Raw genomic sequence first — 18,515 nt, 5'->3', positions numbered from 1 at the left:
GAGGCTCGCGGGTCACCCGCGGAAAGCGAAGTCTTGCACGGAAATCAATAGCGGTATTTATTGTCGGCCATTATATTGTTCGTCTTTTTGTTTGTGTTCTTTAGTTTTGTCCCAGCCTCTTGTTGTTATACCAAAATAACGATGTACATAATATAACGCCTTTGTTCAAAATTATTATTTTTATTACAAGAAAGGGATTTGCCTAACATTGTCGAATATAAATTAAAAAATTTATCTTTTGGTAGTAGGGAGCGTCTGGAATGTTAGCTGAAAAGCTGCTTTTGCATGTGTTAATTATTCTTGCACCAGTATTGATTTACTATGTAGTATCGGAAAATAGGAGGTTTAGGCAATCCTCTTATTTTATCGGTATATTGCAAGGTGTTTCAGCGAGTCTTTGCGTCATTTTTTCCTACTATGAGTATGGTCTATTATGGGATTTACGTTATGTCCCTCTTGTAATGGCCATAATGTATGGAGGGCCAAGAGCAGGCTTGATTGTTCTTATTGCTATCTTAGGTACTAGGACATATATAGGGGGAGAAACATTAATTTTCGGATTTATTAGTGGAATTGTGATAGCCGTTCTTCCTTTTTTAATGATAAAAAAATTTAATCGATTAGAAACTAAAAAAGAGCGTTTTTTGATATCAATTGTTGTTGGGCTTTGGCCAACTTTAGTGCTTTTCACGAAACTGTTTGCCTACTTATCAACACAACAAGTAATAATTGTTGCTTCAGAAATCCTATTGTTCATTTCCCTTTTTGGATTAATTCAAATGATTGCAGTCGGCTTTGCTTCGATAATCCATGAAGCAGTATTAGAAAGAGAAATGATGAAACAAGAAATTAGACGAGCAGAAAAACTTAACACTCTTGGAGAACTGGCTGCATCTATAGCGCATGAAGTAAGAAATCCTTTGACCGTTGTAAAAGGATTTCTACAGCTGATGCATAAAGATGATAAAGGAAAAAATCATCCATTTATTAGCCTCATTTTAAGTGAACTTGCTCGCGCTGAAGCAATAATAAATGACTATCTTAACTTCGCGAAACCGGAATTTAAAAAGGTGGAACAAGTAAATCTAGGAGATCTTCTCCATGATGTCCAACTGTTGTTGACCCCCCTTGCGACTAAAAATGGTGTTCATCTTGAAAGTTACTTAGAAAAGAATGTCTGGATGGAAACAGACAAGAGTCAGCTCAAACAGGCTTTTGTCAACATAGTTAAAAATGCGATTGAGGCAACTCCTCAGGATGGTCGAGTCCACCTTAATTTATTTTTCAACGAAAGCGGAATACATATAATAATAAAAGACACTGGAAAAGGGATGACAAAAGATCAAATATCTCGAATTGGTACCCTTTTTTATACAACGAAAGATAAAGGGACAGGACTTGGCACAACTGTATCCTTAAGAATAATTGACAGCATGAATGGTAAGGTTGATTATTCCAGTGAGCCTAATAAAGGAACTGAGGTGAAAATCTCCTTCCCTTCAGTAAGACAGGAAGGAAGAGTAGCGGCACATTAAAGGCAGCGGTTAAACGGAAATAGCCCCGAAAGGTCATAAGCTGATTTGGCAAGAAGGTAAAAACCTACCTTATCGCAAACTCGTCCAATGCTTTTTGGGGCTGGTCAATCGCTTCCGCTTTTCAATAAAATTAAAGCTTCTCTAATGGTTTGTCTGCTGGTCCCTCAAGTACATCGCCATGAATAGAGAATCGTGAACCATGACAAGGGCAGTCCCAGCTTCTATCACCATGATTCCATTCCACCTCGCATCCTAAATGGGTGCAGGTAGTATCTACACAGAACAATTCACCATTTTCATCTTTATATGCGCCAGCACGGCGGCCATTTAGATTGACTACCCCACCTTCGTCCATTCCAAGTTCATCTGGTGTCTTAGTGGGATGTTCAAACTTCCCATTAATAAGGTGGCTAGCTACGTCCATATTGGTGGAAATAAACTTTTTTAGGCTCGGATCTGCTACAAATCGTGAAGGGGAGAAAAGTTGCTCATACTTATTTTCCCGTTTCATAATAATATCCTGTATCAATAGCGCAGCGGCAGTTCCACTTGTCATCCCCCATTTTCGGAATCCAGTGGCAATAAAGATGTTCGGATGACCAGAATTAATCCTTCCGATATAAGGAATTTTATCAAGGGTATATAAATCCTGGGCAGACCAACGATATAGAATTTCCTTTACGCCAAGGACCTCATCACCAAACGTTCTTAAAGCCTCATAATGCTTAAGGGTATCCTTGCCTTGTCCAGTTTTATGCCCTTCCCCACCAATAAGGGCGACTTTTTCTCCATTAATAGTTACATAACGAAGTGATCTTGTAGGTTGCCCTGCACTATAATACATTCCTTCTGGCGGTGTTTTTTCAGTCTTAACCGCTAATATATAGGAGCGCTCTGCATACATTCTTGTAAAAAAGAACCCTTGTCCATCGTAAAAAGGAAAATGGGAGGCAGCAACAATATAGTCACATGAAACCTTGGATCCGTTTTTAGTAACAACAGACAAGCCTTGGGACTCCTCGACATCGGTCGCGACTGTGTGCTCGTATATCTCAGTTCCATTTTGGACCATTTCATCCACCAACGCTTGCAAATATTGAAGTGGATGGAACTGTGCCTGATTTTTCATAACTGCCACAGATTTGACAGGAAGAGATAACGGAATATCATACACCAACTCTCCATTGATACCTAGAGTTTCATATGCTTCATATTCCTTCAATACTTTTAAATCATCATCTTCAGATTGTGAATAAATGATGGCATCTTGCTCGTGGTAATCACAATCAATCCTTTTTTTAACCACCATATCTTTTATGTAATGAAGGGCATCTTGATTTGCTTGATAAAATAGTTTAGCCTTCTCTTGTCCAAAATGCTGCATCATTTCATCATAAATCAGACCATGTTGGGCAGTAACTTTCGCTGTCGTATGGCCAGTAGTTCCATTTAAAATTTGATCAGCATCAATTAATATTACTTTTAGCCCTTCTTGGACTAGCTGGTATGCCGTGGTAATTCCTGTGATTCCGCCCCCGACTACGCAAACATCCGCCCTTTTATCTTCCTTTAATGTAGGAAAAGATGATAATGTAGTGGACGTTCGCCAATAGGACTCCAGACCTTTAGGAAGCTTATGAAACTGATTCGTACTCATGGATAATCCTCCTTTTATTTGCTAATTATAATTTTTCCTATATGAACCATTTCATGTATTGATTATTCAACTATTGGAACAAACTTAAAAAAAGGGTAGAATGAAACGTAGCGCAATACCCCATACGAGGGCTATAAAGGAGAATAAAATGTCAAAACCATTTATTGATACAATGCAACCATTCCTAAAAGAGATATGGGAGAAAAGTAATTTCGATGCTGCCACTGCCGTTCAAGAACAGGCAATTCCGTTAATACTGGAAGGAAAGGATGTATTAGTGGAGTCACCGACCGGTACTGGTAAGACTTTAGCATACCTACTTCCAATCATAGAACGTATAGATACGAAAAAACAGCATCCACAGACAGTAATCGTTGCACCATCAAAGGAACTTGCTATGCAAATTCTGTCTGAAATCCAAAAGTGGACAGACGGAAGCGATATAACAGGTGCTTCTTTTATCGGTGGAGCAAATATAAAAAGGCAGACAGAAAAATTAAAGAAACGCCCACATATTTTGGTAGGAACACCAGGACGCCTACAAGAATTAATCCAAATGAAGAAAATTAAAATGCATGAAGTGACAACCATTGTGTTGGATGAAGCGGATCAATTGCTTGTACCTGAACATAAGAAAACAATAGAAAATATTATTAAATCTTCCATGCAGGACAGACAAATACTCTTATTCTCCGCTACTTTGAAAAAAGAAACAGAGACACAGGCAGTCGATTTGTTAAAGGAACCTACCATTGTAACTATCTCGCGAGATGAATTGCCACCTGCAAAAGTTAAACATATTTATACGGTTATTAAAGATCACCGTGATAAGCCCAACGTATTAGCAAACCTTTTACGCGAACCGGGGATAAAAGCCTTGGCATTTGTCAGAGATATAGGAAATTTGGCTGTCTTAACGGAAAAACTTATCTATAAGCAATTAAATGTAGGCTTGCTCCATTCCGATTCTTCTAAACAAGAACGGGAAAATGCCTTGAAAAACTTCCGCAAGGACGAGTATCCGGTGTTATTGGCAACGGATGTTGCAGCTCGTGGTTTGGATATTAAAGAGTTAAGCCATGTTATTCACTACGATTTTCCAGAAGAGATCGAGGGTTATGTCCATCGTTCAGGGCGAACTGGCCGTCAAGGAGCAGAGGGGACCGTCATTTCAATCGTAACTGAACGGGAAGAACGAAAATTAAAACAAATTGCTAAAGAACTGGGAATAAAGCTGGAAAAGAAAGTAGTTTTCAGTGGGAAATTGATGGAAGAAGAAGATTTAAAGGCCAGAAAAAGTGGCGGCCGCCTAATAACTAGCGGAAAGAAAAAGGCTGTAAATAGTAATGGGAAGAAGAAGAATCATCGAACCGTAGGAAATGGGAAAAAGATATAAATACTTACTTTTTCAAGGGAGTCGTTCCAGGCATTTTTAATTGCTATTGGAAGACTCCCTATTATCTTTTATTTAGGCTCTTTCTAAAAGAGTGTTGCTAGTAACCGGTAAAAAGTCGGATTCTGGACTTTTTACGTGCATGTTCATTGAAAACTTGTCCTATTGACTGAAACTAAATGCAGGAAAAGAGCACGACAGTAACGATTATTACGAGTATCTAATAAAGTTCGTAAAAGCAACAAAGTTTGCGAAAATAGCCTTTATTTATGAGCTTCACTCATGTTATCTCTCCATTAAAATGCAATGCTTGAAAGCCGCGAAAAATAATGTTATTCCTTCTCGTCGGTTCCTCTGACAATTCAACATTGTGAATTCGTTTAATTAATGTTTCTAAAGCTATATTTGCTTCCAACCTGGCAAGTGGGGCACCGAGACAGTAATGAGCACCACTTGCAAAGGACAAATGCTTTATATTAGTACGGGATACATCAAAAAGATCTGGATTATCTACAACAGCAGGATCTCTATTTGCTGCCCCAAGTGCAATCATGGCTACTTGAGCTTTTTTTAACGCTTGACCGGAAAATTCCAAGTCTTCAGAAATCCATCTAGTTGTTAGCAATACCGGTGGATCAAAACGCAATACCTCTTCTACAGCGTTGCTCACTAGGCTTAAGTCGTTAATTAATTTCTCCATCTCAAATGGGTGTTTTAATAACAAATAGTATCCATTGGTAATTAGATTCACAGTTGTTTCATGACCAGCAATTAATAACAGCAGACAAGTTGCAACCATCTCATCTTCACTTAGTTTATCCCCTGAGTCTGAGACTGCGATCAACCCACTCAAGAGATCTTCAGCTGGTGCAATCCGCTTTGCTTTTATGAGGTTTCTCATATATGTATCTGCTTCTTTTAGTTGTGGTGCTACAGCTTCTAAATCAGCTTCTGTTGTGTTCAAGTCAATAAATTTTATGAAGGCATCTGACCACTCTCTAAATTGTTCTCTATCCTCATTAGGAACGCCAATTAATTCTGCAATTACCATTACCGGTAAAGTATAGGCAAAATCGGCTATTAATTCATGCTCCTGCTTATTTTTCATCTCGTCTAAGAGATAATTGGCCATCTTCTCAATTGTAGGTCTTAATTTTTCAGTCATTCGAGGTGTAAAGGCTTTTGTAACAAGTCCCCTAAGCCTTGTGTGGTGAGGTGCATCCCGAAAGAGCATCATATTATTTGTCAGATTGAAAACCGGCATTAATGTTTCAGATGGTGTGCCTAAGCTTTCAGGAGGGACATGATTACTTATTTCCTTAACAAAGCGTGAGTCCTTTAGTGCAGCTTCTGCCTCTTTATAACCGGTGATTAACCAGCCTTCCGAATTGAAAAATTGAAACCATTGCACAGCTTGATGAGAATGAAGCTGTCGGAATAAATGGTATGGGTCATTTATAAACTCCTTAGCTGTGTTTGTTTGAACGCTCACAAATTTCTCCCCCTTTAATGGTGTCCCTACATAATTTCGCTAGATATAGTTAAATCCCTTGTACATTCTTGAAAAAAGGAAAAAGTTTCTACCTTTCTTCTCCAGAAAATACGAGTACTTTTGACACTTATCTCGTAATCTATTGTAAAATGGTGTCATAGTAGAATGATTGTTTTTGTATGTTATATAAATGGAGGCTATTATATAGAATGTTTTGTCATAATTGTGGAATGAAGGTATCTACGGATGCTAATTTTTGCTCTAACTGTGGAGCCGGCTTAAAGGAAGAACTGCTTCAGCATGAAGACGAAGTGTTGAGCGGAAGATCAAAATCAAAAAGTAAAAAACGTACATATTTACCTTTTTTACCACCAGTTATTAGCCTGTTTTTAGTGTCCGGACTTGTAGGTGGTTATTACAACCATGAGCAAAATGTTAATGCTGATGTGCTTACGATGAAAAAAGAAGCAGAGGAGCTTGCTTTACAAGGCGACTATGTTAAGGCAAAAAGTGAACTGGAAAATGCACTGGAGATTAGACCTGCCTATCACGTATTACGAAACAATCTGGAAGTGGTAAAGATTGCAGAAGAGGCTCATATAGAGCTGGATGATGTCAAAACACAAATTAAAGAAAAGCAATTTGAAGATGCGGAAAGTAACCTTGCCAGAATACGTGAAAAAATTGTCAGGTTAGATGGTCCCTTGATCAAGCCTCTAAAAGATGAAGCATCAGAAACGGATGTTATGATTAAGGTTGGGAAAGTGAACAATGAGCTTGAGCAGCTGAAAACGGTTGAAGAATTATCTAGAAAGCTTGCTGTCATCTCTGCTGTACCTTCTGAAGAGGGGAAAGCAGTTAAGGAGCAAATTCTTAATCGAATTGTACAGCTATCAATCGAAGAAGCGGAAGTGAAAATAGAGCAGAAACAATTCACAAATGCTATGACAGTTGCAGATCGTGCGTTGCAATATGCGGTTAATGACAAGCGTATCTTAGCCTTGAGAGACAAAATTGAACAATCTCGGAAGGACTTTGAAGAAGCAGAATTTGAAAGAATTGAACGTGCAATGGAGGCCGCCGCTAAAGAAGATTTGAAAAACAAAAACGCAGCGTTAGAGATTGTGAACCTTAAAGTGGATGAGGATGAAGTCGGTGGGATGACCATCAAGGGTGAATTGAAAAATATCGTTAAAGCTAATGTTTCTTCCATCACGGTTTACTACAATATTCTAAGTAAAGACAAGAACGTACTAGATAAGGGGTTTACGACTGCTTATCCATTCAAACTCGAACCAGGGAATATTGGGAAATTTGAAGATTATTATTATGGTGTCTTTGAAGATGTTACAGTAGAAATAGAGAATATCACTTGGGTCGTGGAAGATAGATAGTTTCCAGCGTGCTCTTTTAAAGAAGGTGTAGAAATGAACGTAAAATGGTTTGTTAGCATTATACTGACCATTATATTTATAGGAGCAGGATCCACAGTTTTTTTTCATGTGAAAAATACCGTACCATCGCAGCTAACAGCTGCATCCAATCTTTATTTGGAATCAGAAGTAGAAGAGAAGGAATCAGTTCCACAAGCATTAAAGGAAATCATTTTTGAATCCCAGAAGCTTGTTGTGAAAATTGAACTCCCAGACGGTTCATTTGGATCTGGATTCCTCTATAACAATAAGGGAGATGTTGTCACCAATGCCCATGTCGTTGCAAATGCAAAGGAAGTGAAGGTAACAACAGCAGACTCCAAAGAATTGACTGGTGAAGTAATAGGAATAAGTATCGATACAGATATCGCAGTAGTAAGGGTATCAGAGTTAGAGGGTGTTGATTCATTCAAACTTGCTAAGAATAGAAAGGCAGAGCTCGGCGATGATGTCATCGCACTAGGAAGTCCCTTAGGATTGCAAAATACTGTGACAACAGGAATTATAAGTGGGACAGCAAGAGAGTTCGAAATCGATTCCTTTAAGTATGAGGATCTTTTTCAAATCTCTGCACCGATTGCTCCTGGTAACAGTGGTGGTCCATTAATTGATGCAAAAACAGGAGAAGTAGTCGGCATCAATTCTGCCACGATGGAAAGAGGAATTATCGGCTTTAGTATTCCTTTTGTAAATGTCTTGCCGCTTATTGAAAGCTGGTCAGAATCTCCAATGGAAATTCTTCCTCGTATTGGTGGCAACAGTTCTGGTAATAGTGGGGCAGAAATTTCCACCAACAAGGACATTGCAGAATATCTCGTTAACTATTTTTATGAAAGCATTAACTACCGTGATTATGTAACGGCCTATTCTTTACTTGGGAGCAACTGGCAATCTAAAACATCATATGAAGACTTCAGGGCTGGCTTCCTCGACTTTTTGACCATTGAAGTGGATGATGTACTAACAAGGGAAAAAGAAAGCATGGTAGAAGTTATTTCGGTTATAACTGCTCAGGAGCGCTCTGAAAAAGGCGTTTCCTACAAGAAGTTCAAGATAACTTTTGAACTGGGACTCGAAAACGATCAAATGAAAATCCTCTCAGAAACTAGAGAGAGTATGGAATAGTGGAAGTTAGTTCCGAGGTAACAAAAAGAAGGATTAATAGGGAAAGGCAGCCTTTGAAAAAGGGCTGCCTTTTTTATGTATATCTTTATTTTAACACTAAATTCAACAAGATATCAGACTGGTAATATTTATATAAATTGGTAACCTTGATACTATAATTGAGAGGAGGTAACTAGATGATAGATTATCGTATTCAAAGCATGGAAGATTTCTCACCAAAGATTGGTGAACTTGTATCTATGTTACAACATACCAGAGCAGTTACTTTAGAAGAGGTAAAGAATTTAAGGGAAGAGGACTTAGATTATTTGGTTGATAGAAGTTCCAATACGATTGGCTCCCTTTTGTTTCATATCGCTTCAATAGAGTTAGTGCATCAGGTGATTTCCTTTGAACAACGTGATTTGAATGAAATGGAACAAAAAAGATGGAATGCTGCATTAGAACTTGGTGAAGCGGCTAGAGATACCATTATTAAAAATCCAATCGATTATTATTTAAATGAATTGACTAAATTCAGAGAAAAGACCTTAACCCTACTCAGCGGCTTGGATGATGATTGGTTATTCAAGGAGCAAAAATGGGGAAATGGCGTTCCTTACAATAATTATTATCTTTGGTTTCACGTGATGGAAGATGAAATAAATCATCGCGGTCAAATTAGAATGATAAAGCGTTTGCTCCTGAAAAACAAATAAGCCATTGATTGGGACTTAAAGATTTAGAGTAGAGGTGATTTATTATTAAAAGTATTTATTTATTTTTCACTATCCTGTTTGTCTTTCTTGTTAGCTGTTCAAATAAGCAAATTGACGTAGAACTAATAAGTTCACAAGTTATACTGACTAATTCTCCAACTATGGTTAATTCGGAAGTGGCTGAGGGGGATGGAATTGAATCCACTATCCCAGACTATTATTTGGAGTATACTTTTGTCATTTCAAATAATGGAAATAGTATTGGAAGTATGAACGAAAACTTGAATGTAGAGTTTATACCTAGTGAGGTTTTACTGCAGCTGCTAGGAAAAGATATATTTAGTCATAATCCTAACAATGGTGCTATGGGACCTGCTTCATTATCGCAAAACACGGAAGGTGAATTTATTTTAGTATTTGGATTAGAGAATGATGGTCAACATGTTTTGAATAAGGAAAACATGGAAGAATTATTGCAAGGACAGTTGAGACTATATGAAGGACAAAAGGTGATCATACTGTTTCCAGTAACAAAGTAAATAACACTACAATTATAATTGCGATTTCAAAAGGGGAGCTAATTGAAAGAGAAAACTATTTTTACCCCTCTATCAAAGCTTGGTAGACAGAAAATGTACCTTCCAATTCTGCAAAGATTAATAGGGGAATGAAATCTTGATCAACAGTTTCTCCTTCAGCTTGAAAAATTGCTGTACCAACTCTTAGTTTTGACGCATACATATCCCTGTACAAGATACTATTGTTCGTCTGTTTCTTTATTTCTCCAATTTTAGACCCGATTTGATAGGAAGTAGAATCAAGATGTGTCACTTTGGAATAAACAACGCCATTCATTTGGATGATATCGGCTTCAGGGTATTTCTTAATTACATCCCTTGCAGTGGGGTTCCCGTTGTTAATACTATTGTAAAATGATAGTATAAAAGCCAATAGAACAAGAAAAGAAACAATAAAGAAGGACTTTTTCAAAAAACAACCCCTCCTTAGGGAAATACGTTTTATACATATATTACCACCTTTTATTTAACTTGAGGTAAAATATATTTATAGCGAAGGGAGGAGCGCAATCATGAAAACAAATTTTTCAATGGGAATGGTACTCTTCTATTCAGGTAAAGGCCCCCAATCGTTATCATTATCTTTTTTATTTCTTGAGTTAGCAATACTTCTTGCAGCGATTTCGAATAGGAAAAAGAAAAGTTAAACAATAACTCTTCTTGCTCCTAGCAACCTTTTACGCCAGTTAGGGCTTAATGAAGAAACTGATACTTTCGTTTCAACCCGGGAAGTATGAAGGATGGAATTGTTCCCTATAAACACAGCGACATGACCAACTTTTTGAATACCTTTTCGTTTTTTTCGTTTAGGAGTGGAAAAGAAAAGAAGGTCACCACGTTTAACAGAAGGGAGAGGGACAGGCTGACCGCAAATAAATTGTTGCCTGGATGTTCTGGGCAAAATGATGCCATGCTGACCATAAATATATTGAATAAATGAGCTGCAATCAAATCTATCTGTACGACCTGATTCAGCACCGAATAAATAGGAGGTCCCAATAAAGGATTTCCCTGTTTTAATAATGTTGTGGATCTTTTGATTTGTCATGGCAGAATCCTTTCTATTGATATTGCTATAGTAAATGAATAATATTAGTAAAATGCTTGGACTATTTAACCGGTAGTTTGAAAGATCATGTTGGAGGTAGTTAAAATGAATACAAAGGGGAAATTTTTACGCCATTTAGGTTTAGAGGAAAAAGAACCAACTCTCTCTTATTTAAATGAATTAATAGAAGCTCACCAAACAAAAGTTAGATGGGAGACTTGGACGAAGTTTATTGATTTTGAAGAACGGGACGAGAATAATTTCTTCTTACCTGAAATTGATGAATATGTGGATCGCGTATGCACAACAGGTACAGGGGGCACATGTTGGACACTTGCCCGAGGATTTCACTTTTTATTAAAGGAACTTGGGTTTGATGTAAGTTATCTATATATGGAGCCTGGTCATCTTTGTCTACAAGTAATGCTTGATCAGCCATACTATGTAGATGTTGGTTATTGCGCACCTCTCTATAAAGCCTATCCTCTAAACGAATCCTTTACCGTTTCAGCTGATACCGAAACATTTCGCTATCAAGTAAAGGGTGAGGATGTACTAGTCGAGCGCGAACCAGGTCCAACGAAAACATTAAAGCTAATTCCTGTAACATGGGAGGAAATGAAAGAGCCACTCATGAAATCACATGACTGGAATGAAGGGTTTGCGTTTCATTCCCTGCGAATTTTTGGTTACATTGATGGCGAGCCAGTTCAATTGCGAGATAAGTCGATTCGACGTTTTAAAAATCAAACAATTCAGGAAGAGGAATTAGCTCCAGAAGAAATCCGTTTTTGGATCGAAAAAAAGTTTAATGCGGACTATTCCTTATATGAAAAAGCAAAAGACATAAAGACAGTAAGAAAACATGAAGAATAGGAGCCTCGTAAAGGAGGCTCTTAGACTGTTGATAAACCCAAATTATTTTTAGATTTGCATTTAACTGTTGATCTTCGTTTCAGACGCTTCGCTTTCCGCGGGCGGTCCGGGAACCTCCTCGGGCTGCGCCCTGTGGGGTTTCCCATGTCCCTTCCTCCCGCAGGAGTCTGCGCGTCTACCACTACGATCAACAGGGAATTGCATAGATTTAAATAAAAATGTACCTTTGTCTACACACTGGGAGCCTCATAAAGGAGGCTCTTATTCTTCATGTTGCATTAAACCTAGCCAACACTTTGAAACTAGATATTTATCCTCTGTTAGAAGCTAGCTTTCCACCGAGCAATGTCATCAACAAAATAACAGCAGCTAGTGCATAGGCAACGTAAGAAACATTGCTGTAGCTCTCCATATTTTTTACTCCTATTCCAACGAATGCCCAAACAAAAACTAATGGATAAATCCAATCCTTGTTGGCTATTCGGAACCATATTGCCAGCAACGCCGCGACTATAAGCATAATAATAGTCCAGGTGACATCTGATATACCAAATCCGTCCCAACCAACCTCTACCAGAACATAGCTGATATTGGCAATCGTCGCGACACTAATCCATCCAAGATAAATGGAAAATGTAGCTTTATCTAATTTTCCTGGGCTAGAGTCGCGCAGCTTAATATATAGTGCAATGAGTGTTACAAGGAGACTTAACATGACGGCGACAGTAGTAACCCAAAACCCGTAATGCCAAAGGACTACCCAGGCACTATTCAAAATGCAGCTTAAGACAAACAATCCACTAGTATTTGTATATATTGGTGAATTTCTACTTGACTTTGGAAATTGGCGAATGACCCATATTCCCAGCAACAAATAAATGAAACTCCAAATGGAAAATACATACCCTGCCGGCTGAAAAAGGACCGTAATTCTATTGGCGATATCACCGGTTGTTAATCCATTCATAGGCAATGCATTTGCAAGAAAATTGATAACAATAACTAAAATAAATGCAGCGATGTTTACAAGTAATCGTGTCATCTTGTTGACCCCTTTCTTTTTCTACTATTACTATTCCTTTTTTTGAAAGGACATAACCTGATAATCCTGCCATATTTTCAGAACTTGTCTCATAAACTAGGGAATGGATTCCGAACAGAGAAAGAGAGGGGATAATTTAGGAGATGAATAAATTTTTTAAAGGAACATTACTTTTAGCAATCGCTGCTTTCCTTGGAGAAAGTATTGAATTTATTGTTAATATGATATTGGCTAAAAACCTAGGAGAAGAAGGAATGGGCTTGTATATGTCAGTGCTGCCTATCATTTTTCTCGTTGTAGTGATTTCCAGTTTGGAGTTGCCGATATCTATCTCCAAATTTGTTGCTGCAAAAGAGGAGAAATACCATCAGAGCATGCTGCAACATGCCATGAGAATGACTATTGTATTCACGATAATCATCCTGATACTAGGTGCATGTTTACTTCCTGTGTTACCAGTTTTCCAAAACTATCATCCGCTCGTAAAATGGCTGATATTAATTATGATACCGGTTATTTCCTTCTCATCCATTGCAAGAGGTTACTTCATGGGACTGCAGCATATGGGAAAAATTGCGATTTCCAATTTTCTTAGAAAAGCGGTCCAGTTATGCTTACTATTGTTGGTTTATCATTTTTTCCATTTCTCTTTAGAAGTCTCGCTCCTTATTGCCCTTTGTACATTAATCGGAACGGAAGCAATTGTCTGTTTTGTTCTTCTCTATATGTATAGAATGCAGTATTATCAGTTGAAAGCAAAACCAAGTACGGGTATGGATGGCCGGACAGTTAGAAAAAAACTATTGGAGGTTTCGATCCCAACCACAGGTATGAGACTCTTTCATGCCGTAACCAACGCCATTCAACCGTTTTTAATAAAAATCGCTCTTGTAAAAGCCGGACTAACTCAAACCATTGCATTAGAGGAATTTGGTTTGCTTGCTGGTGTCGCGCTTGCTATCGGGTTTTTCCCTGGGTTTATTGCACACTCTCTTATGATTGTGCTTATCCCAACCGTATCAGAGGCTTATGAAAATCATGATTTTGCAAAACTTCAAAAACTGCTCAAACAAGTAATGATTCTAACGGTGATTTATGGCATTCCTATTGTGATGGTGTTTTATCACTTTGCCATTCCATTGACAAATATATTCTTTGAAAATTCTCATGCTGCATCTTATGTGCAGTTACTATGGCCAATGTTCCTCTTTCATTTATTTGTATCTCCTCTGCAAGCTTATTTAATAGGATTAGGTATGATAAAAGATGCGTTTTTGCATTCGATATGGTCCACTTCCATATCGTTCTTACTCATGTTTGTTCTGGGCTCCTTACCAACTCTGCAGATGAATGGGGTAATATTAGGGATGAACACAGGAATGGTGCTGCTGACGCTGATGCACTATTTAACTGTTTGCCATAAAATTAAGGTAACTCTATTTTTGCAGAATAGCCGCTCGCAAACAGTATCATAGAATGGTGATATTTTTCATATTCATTATTAGTGAAAAAGATGAAGCACAATGATAAAGTAGAAGAGCTAATAAATAATGAAAAGGTTTCTTATTTTTATGAGGTGGGAAATTTTGTTTGAATCAAAAGAAATAGTTAAGTATAAGGCAGAGGAGTTTATTCAGCAATGCTATGCAGAGCTAGGAAAACCAGCGGAAGCTGCAGCTGAAAGACTTAACACTATAAGAAATGAAATAGATATAAATGGCTTCTATGAGCATACGTATGAGGAGTTAGAGCATGGAGCTAAAATGGCTTGGCGCAATAGCAATCGCTGCATCGGTAGACTGTTTTGGAACTCGCTGCATGTGATTGACAAAAGGAAGTTACAAACAGAAGAAGAAATAGCAGGATCACTTTTACATCATATTGAATATGCGACCAATAAAGGAAAAATAAAACCAACTATTACGATCTTTCGCCAGCAAAAAAAGCCAAATAAACAAGTTCGTATCTGGAACCATCAACTTTTGAGATACGCTGGTTATGAAACAAATTACGGTATTTTAGGTGATCCGGCATCCATTTTGTTCACAAAAAAGTGTCAAGAGCTTGGTTGGAAAGGGAATGGAACACAATTTGATATTCTCCCTCTTGTATTGCAAACAGGAGAAGAAGAGCCCAAATGGTTTTCTATACCAAAGGAGATAGTGTTAGAGGTGCCGATTCATCATCCAGAATTACTCGAGTTTAATGATGTAGGCTTGAAATGGTATGCAACACCGTTAATTTCTGATATGAGGCTGGAAATAGGAGGTATCCATTACACTGCAGCACCGTTCAATGGCTGGTATATGGAAACGGAAATTGGAGCTCGTAATTTAGCAGACCCGAACCGTTACAACATGCTTCCAAAAGTCGCCTCCATAATGGGACTTGATACAAGCACTAATGCCACCATGTGGAAGGATAGAGCTTTGATTGAATTAAACTTGGCAGTAATGCATTCCTTCAAAGAGGCAGGAGTTAGCATTGTCGATCATCACACCGCTGCCATGCAGTTCAAACACTTCGAGGAAAAAGAAGCGGCTAGCTGTCGCCACGTTACAGGCGAATGGGCATGGCTGATTCCACCTATATCTCCAGCAACCACCCATATCTTCCATCAAACCTATGAAGATAAAATAGTATTGCCAAATTACTTTTATCAGGAAAAGTTATATTGAGTTTTTAACGGGTGGAAAGATGGAGTTTATTGGATTTCGATATAGCTGGCACACAATAAGAAACTTCTATTACCCCAGTATGTGGAAAAACTACAAATAGAAGAGCCGGAATCCTACAAAAGGAAACCGGCTTTTTTGTTTGTCTAACTTCTGGATGGGAAAGTAGGTTCATATCGATTTTTTAGATTCGTCGATATCTCCCCTGTTTTCGTCGATAAAAATGAAACACCGTCGATACATGGGATACTTTCGTCGATAAATCCCCCAAATCCGTTGATATCGACATAGTTTCGTTTGATAAACCAAGCCATCCATCCTTAATACATGCCCTAAAGCACTTGCACTTCCTTAAAAGTCAGGTAATCAACACCAAATTGTCGGCATCCTAAAAAAGAATTGCGTTTGCCAGACTAAAAAAGAATAAATTAACGCTGACTGAAGGAACTTGCCGAAGCTGAAGCTCTTTATTAAGTCGCAGCTTTCTGCAACTTATGAATTACCGTTAACGATTTACCTGTTCCAATAGCCACGGACTCCAGTGGATTTGGGGCAACATATACTGGAACAACGATTTCTTCGCTTAGCCATTCCTGCATACCGTTTAATAATGCACCGCCTCCAGTGATGATGACACCTCTGTCCACAATGTCTCCACTTAGTTCAGGAGGGCAGTCTTCCAAAGTTGCTCGAATTGCTTCTAGTATATGCAACAGTGATTCTTTGATGGCTTTTTGAATTTCTGTTGAGTGGAGCCCAATCGTTTTTGGTAATCCTGTAACAAGATCACGTCCACGAATATCCATCGTTTTTTCTTCATGATCTACCAATGCATAGCCGATCTCCATTTTGATTTGTTCAGCTGTACGCTCTCCAATTAACAGATTATAGTTTTTACGAACATGTTGGATAATGTCCTCATCGAACTGATCTCCACCTACACGGATAGAGTTGCAAGAAACAACGCCACCATAGGAAATGATAGCTACCTCTGTTGTCCCTCCGCCAATATCAACAACAACGTTCGCTACAGGTTCATCAACCGGCAAATCAGCACCAATTGCGGCAGCAACAGGCTCTTCAATTAAGTGTACTTGCTTTGCACCACAATTTTTTACTGCATCTTGTATAGCTCGGCGCTCAACAGAAGTGGAGCCTGATGGTGTACATACGACCACACTTGGTTTACGGATGGAGAAGCCCATCGCCTTTCCAGCTTTTTTCATAATTTGCTTTAACATACTTGTAGTGACGTCGAAGTCTGCGATTACCCCATCCTTAAGAGGACGAACCGCAACAATTCTTCCAGGAGTTTTCCCAATCATATTTTTTGCCTCTGTTCCAACTGCTAGAACTGCTTTTGTCTCAAGATCAATAGCTACTACGGACGGTTCATTGAACACAATCCCTTTACTTTTACTATAAACCAGCGTATTTGCTGTACCTAAATCAATTCCAATTTCTGTAGTAGAAAACATAGTTAATTCACCCAATCGTAAAATTATAGTTAGTTCAAGTCTCTTATATTACTTCTAAGAAGATTGTCACTTTGTGGGGGTAAAAGCAGATGAATATTTTGGTAATTTGGAGGTGATGAATAATGTAAAAAATAACAGTCTATAAGATTGATAGATTTAATTTACAAATTATGCTACATTTTAGGAAAAGAAAAAGGAAGAGGAAATAATGGGGAAACTAGATAAAGATACAGATAACACACAAGACAGTCCCTACTCTTTTGTTGTTACCTTGACCTTGATAGGTGTTACATTGATTATCGGGTTTATTACTTTCATAAGTTTTCAGGATGGTTATGAAGTAAAAAAGCAACAAGAGGTAGCAGACTATATTCATTCTGCTGAAAGAATAATGAATCAAAGCAAAGCAAAAACCGATGAAATTATAGATGGATTTAATCAGAATACGTTGCCAAATTATGGTGAAATAGAACTAGAGATGTTTAGAGCTTTAATGACCGAGTTAAATGAACTGAACGCTCCGAAAAATTGGACAGAACATAAGGAATCAGTGACAAACATTGTTTCCCAACAATATTTGTTTTTCTATCAGTACACTCATCATTTAATAAATCTTAATGAAAAGAATATAGAAGATTTCAAGACAAGAGATGAAGATTATGCTCAAAAGGAAAAAAATATTTTAACAAAAGGGTTAGACTCATCTAACATCCCGTATGAAGTAAACGATGAAGGTATAATCCGTTTTTCAATAAAAACGTATTAAAATACCAGTGAAGGTTGGCCTTGTTTGAGAGAATTAAAACGAGGGTACAAAAAACATATAGAATACGAGGAGGCGTTAGTAATGGGAAAACTATTCAGAAGAGTATTTATCGCAGTATTGCCAATCCTTGTGAAAGAAGGATTTAGATACTACAAAGAAAGAAAGAACACCTCATCTAAAGCGCAAAGCACTTCCTAACGGAAAGGATGATGTTCAATGAATAAACAAACGTATTATGTAACAATGGAAACAGGACAAGTTCATCTAGAACCTTTTGATGATCAGGTAAAATATTACGAGGTATTGGCTGATAAAGAAGAAATCCATGAAATAGAGAGATTGTTCGAGGAACTTCATCATTCAGAATATGGTCCTGATCCCTACCTAGAACCTTTAAGAGAAAAAAGTACACAGAAGGAACGGAATAAACAACAACTAATTATCGATAAAATTTTCACCTCCATTTATGAACTTGGAACAAATCCAACAAAGGATGAAATTAGAACGATGAATGGTTTGAATCAGCGGATATAGCTACCGCTGGTTTTTTCTTTTTGGGGGTACATTTAAAGAATGATAACATCTAACCATGATTATGAACATTATGGAATATTTCCTTTGGAGGAAAGTCCTATTTTTAATCGATGCTTCTTCTTTTCATTGAAAAATGATGACTGCCCAAGTTAGACTAGTGAAAAAAGTAGTGTTAGGAGTATTCC

18 protein-coding genes are annotated in these 18,515 nt (G+C 37.8%); 11 read left to right on the top strand and 7 right to left on the bottom strand.

What is annotated here, in order from left to right:
• Positions 1-260 precede the first annotated feature (260 nt).
• Entirely contained in the window at positions 261-1,535 is a 1,275-nt protein-coding gene (locus LRP81_RS18665; RefSeq protein ID WP_230503945.1) for an ATP-binding protein, read from the top strand.
• A gap of 130 nt (positions 1,536-1,665) precedes the next feature.
• Here the strand turns inward: LRP81_RS18665 and LRP81_RS18660 are convergent, their stop codons facing one another.
• On the bottom strand, positions 1,666-3,192 hold the full coding sequence (locus LRP81_RS18660) for an FAD-dependent oxidoreductase (protein ID WP_230503943.1): 1,527 nt from the start codon (positions 3,190-3,192) through the stop codon (positions 1,666-1,668).
• 148 nt (positions 3,193-3,340) lie between these two features.
• Here LRP81_RS18660 and LRP81_RS18655 point away from each other — a divergent pair, with 148 nt between their 5' ends.
• On the top strand, positions 3,341-4,588 hold the full coding sequence (locus LRP81_RS18655) for a DEAD/DEAH box helicase (RefSeq protein WP_230503941.1): 1,248 nt from the start codon (positions 3,341-3,343) through the stop codon (positions 4,586-4,588).
• Positions 4,589-4,865: 277 nt separating this feature from the next.
• Here LRP81_RS18655 and LRP81_RS18650 read toward each other — a convergent pair whose 3' ends face one another.
• The gene (locus LRP81_RS18650) at positions 4,866-6,077 is read right to left on the bottom strand and encodes a cytochrome P450 (RefSeq protein ID WP_230503940.1); all 1,212 of its coding nucleotides are present in this window, start codon (positions 6,075-6,077) and stop codon (positions 4,866-4,868) included.
• 179 nt (positions 6,078-6,256) lie between these two features.
• Here LRP81_RS18650 and LRP81_RS18645 point away from each other — a divergent pair, with 179 nt between their 5' ends.
• The 4 genes from LRP81_RS18645 to LRP81_RS18630 all read left to right on the top strand — a co-directional run bounded on the left by LRP81_RS18645 (position 6,257) and on the right by LRP81_RS18630 (position 9,872).
• Positions 6,257-7,471: a zinc-ribbon domain-containing protein gene (locus LRP81_RS18645; RefSeq protein ID WP_399208088.1), complete on the top strand. Its 1,215-nt coding sequence runs from the start codon at positions 6,257-6,259 to the stop codon at positions 7,469-7,471.
• A 33-nt stretch (positions 7,472-7,504) separates the two neighbouring features.
• Complete coding sequence (locus tag LRP81_RS18640) at positions 7,505-8,635, top strand: S1C family serine protease (RefSeq protein WP_230503936.1); 1,131 nt, start codon at positions 7,505-7,507, stop codon at positions 8,633-8,635.
• A gap of 176 nt (positions 8,636-8,811) precedes the next feature.
• Complete coding sequence (locus LRP81_RS18635) at positions 8,812-9,333, top strand: DinB family protein (RefSeq protein WP_230503934.1); 522 nt, start codon at positions 8,812-8,814, stop codon at positions 9,331-9,333.
• 161 nt (positions 9,334-9,494) lie between these two features.
• Complete coding sequence (locus LRP81_RS18630) at positions 9,495-9,872, top strand: hypothetical protein (RefSeq protein ID WP_230503932.1); 378 nt, start codon at positions 9,495-9,497, stop codon at positions 9,870-9,872.
• A 61-nt stretch (positions 9,873-9,933) separates the two neighbouring features.
• On the opposite strand, the gene LRP81_RS18625 is transcribed toward LRP81_RS18630, so the two are convergent.
• Together LRP81_RS18625 and LRP81_RS18620 are read right to left on the bottom strand one after the other, a co-directional pair.
• The gene (locus LRP81_RS18625) at positions 9,934-10,323 is read right to left on the bottom strand and encodes a hypothetical protein (RefSeq protein ID WP_230503930.1); all 390 of its coding nucleotides are present in this window, start codon (positions 10,321-10,323) and stop codon (positions 9,934-9,936) included.
• Between the two features lie 231 nt (positions 10,324-10,554).
• Positions 10,555-10,959, bottom strand: coding sequence for a C40 family peptidase (locus LRP81_RS18620; protein ID WP_230503928.1), 405 nt, complete (start codon positions 10,957-10,959; stop codon positions 10,555-10,557).
• A 105-nt stretch (positions 10,960-11,064) separates the two neighbouring features.
• Between LRP81_RS18620 and LRP81_RS18615 the strand changes: the two genes are divergently transcribed.
• A complete protein-coding gene (locus LRP81_RS18615; protein WP_230503926.1) occupies positions 11,065-11,835 on the top strand; it encodes an arylamine N-acetyltransferase in 771 nt (256 codons plus the stop codon).
• Positions 11,836-12,145: 310 nt separating this feature from the next.
• On the opposite strand, the gene LRP81_RS18610 is transcribed toward LRP81_RS18615, so the two are convergent.
• Complete coding sequence (locus LRP81_RS18610) at positions 12,146-12,877, bottom strand: TspO/MBR family protein (RefSeq protein WP_230503924.1); 732 nt, start codon at positions 12,875-12,877, stop codon at positions 12,146-12,148.
• Between the two features lie 143 nt (positions 12,878-13,020).
• Here LRP81_RS18610 and LRP81_RS18605 point away from each other — a divergent pair, with 143 nt between their 5' ends.
• Positions 13,021-14,352, top strand: coding sequence for a polysaccharide biosynthesis protein (locus LRP81_RS18605; protein WP_230503922.1), 1,332 nt, complete (start codon positions 13,021-13,023; stop codon positions 14,350-14,352).
• A 96-nt stretch (positions 14,353-14,448) separates the two neighbouring features.
• A complete protein-coding gene (locus LRP81_RS18600) occupies positions 14,449-15,555 on the top strand; it encodes a nitric oxide synthase oxygenase (RefSeq protein ID WP_230503920.1) in 1,107 nt (368 codons plus the stop codon).
• Positions 15,556-15,698: 143 nt separating this feature from the next.
• Here the strand turns inward: LRP81_RS18600 and LRP81_RS18595 are convergent, their stop codons facing one another.
• Complete coding sequence (locus tag LRP81_RS18595) at positions 15,699-15,866, bottom strand: hypothetical protein (protein WP_230503919.1); 168 nt, start codon at positions 15,864-15,866, stop codon at positions 15,699-15,701.
• Between the two features lie 156 nt (positions 15,867-16,022).
• Positions 16,023-17,030 carry a rod-share determining protein MreBH gene (mreBH, locus tag LRP81_RS18590; RefSeq protein WP_230503947.1) on the bottom strand — a complete coding sequence of 336 codons (1,008 nt, stop codon included), beginning with the start codon at positions 17,028-17,030 and terminating at the stop codon, positions 16,023-16,025.
• A gap of 208 nt (positions 17,031-17,238) precedes the next feature.
• On the opposite strand from mreBH, the gene LRP81_RS18585 reads away from it, so the two are divergent.
• Together LRP81_RS18585 and LRP81_RS18580 are read left to right on the top strand one after the other, a co-directional pair.
• The gene (locus LRP81_RS18585) at positions 17,239-17,796 is read left to right on the top strand and encodes a hypothetical protein (RefSeq protein WP_230503917.1); all 558 of its coding nucleotides are present in this window, start codon (positions 17,239-17,241) and stop codon (positions 17,794-17,796) included.
• Between the two features lie 216 nt (positions 17,797-18,012).
• Positions 18,013-18,330 carry a hypothetical protein gene (locus LRP81_RS18580; RefSeq protein WP_230503915.1) on the top strand — a complete coding sequence of 106 codons (318 nt, stop codon included), beginning with the start codon at positions 18,013-18,015 and terminating at the stop codon, positions 18,328-18,330.
• The last annotated feature ends 185 nt before the right edge of the window (positions 18,331-18,515 follow it).

Origin of the sequence: Sutcliffiella rhizosphaerae, assembly GCF_917563925.1 — a bacterium.
GTDB lineage: Bacteria > Bacillota > Bacilli > Bacillales > Bacillaceae_I > Sutcliffiella_A > Sutcliffiella_A rhizosphaerae.
This window is presented reverse-complemented; position numbering and strand designations above follow the sequence as displayed.

Coding starts and splice junctions, on each gene's coding strand:
- LRP81_RS18595 (WP_230503919.1), bottom strand. CDS start 15,866: ATGGCTTGGTTTATCAAACGAAACTATGTCGATATCAACGGATTTGGG.
- LRP81_RS18635 (WP_230503934.1), top strand. CDS start 8,812: ATGATAGATTATCGTATTCAAAGCATGGAAGATTTCTCACCAAAGATT.
- LRP81_RS18610 (WP_230503924.1), bottom strand. CDS start 12,877: ATGACACGATTACTTGTAAACATCGCTGCATTTATTTTAGTTATTGTT.
- LRP81_RS18660 (WP_230503943.1), bottom strand. CDS start 3,192: ATGAGTACGAATCAGTTTCATAAGCTTCCTAAAGGTCTGGAGTCCTAT.
- LRP81_RS18605 (WP_230503922.1), top strand. CDS start 13,021: ATGAATAAATTTTTTAAAGGAACATTACTTTTAGCAATCGCTGCTTTC.
- LRP81_RS18615 (WP_230503926.1), top strand. CDS start 11,065: ATGAATACAAAGGGGAAATTTTTACGCCATTTAGGTTTAGAGGAAAAA.
- LRP81_RS18600 (WP_230503920.1), top strand. CDS start 14,449: ATGAGGTGGGAAATTTTGTTTGAATCAAAAGAAATAGTTAAGTATAAG.
- mreBH (WP_230503947.1), bottom strand. CDS start 17,030: ATGTTTTCTACTACAGAAATTGGAATTGATTTAGGTACAGCAAATACG.
- LRP81_RS18655 (WP_230503941.1), top strand. CDS start 3,341: ATGTCAAAACCATTTATTGATACAATGCAACCATTCCTAAAAGAGATA.
- LRP81_RS18645 (WP_399208088.1), top strand. CDS start 6,257: ATGTTATATAAATGGAGGCTATTATATAGAATGTTTTGTCATAATTGT.
- LRP81_RS18640 (WP_230503936.1), top strand. CDS start 7,505: ATGAACGTAAAATGGTTTGTTAGCATTATACTGACCATTATATTTATA.
- LRP81_RS18630 (WP_230503932.1), top strand. CDS start 9,495: ATGGTTAATTCGGAAGTGGCTGAGGGGGATGGAATTGAATCCACTATC.
- LRP81_RS18585 (WP_230503917.1), top strand. CDS start 17,239: ATGGGGAAACTAGATAAAGATACAGATAACACACAAGACAGTCCCTAC.
- LRP81_RS18580 (WP_230503915.1), top strand. CDS start 18,013: ATGAATAAACAAACGTATTATGTAACAATGGAAACAGGACAAGTTCAT.
- LRP81_RS18620 (WP_230503928.1), bottom strand. CDS start 10,959: ATGACAAATCAAAAGATCCACAACATTATTAAAACAGGGAAATCCTTT.
- LRP81_RS18665 (WP_230503945.1), top strand. CDS start 261: ATGTTAGCTGAAAAGCTGCTTTTGCATGTGTTAATTATTCTTGCACCA.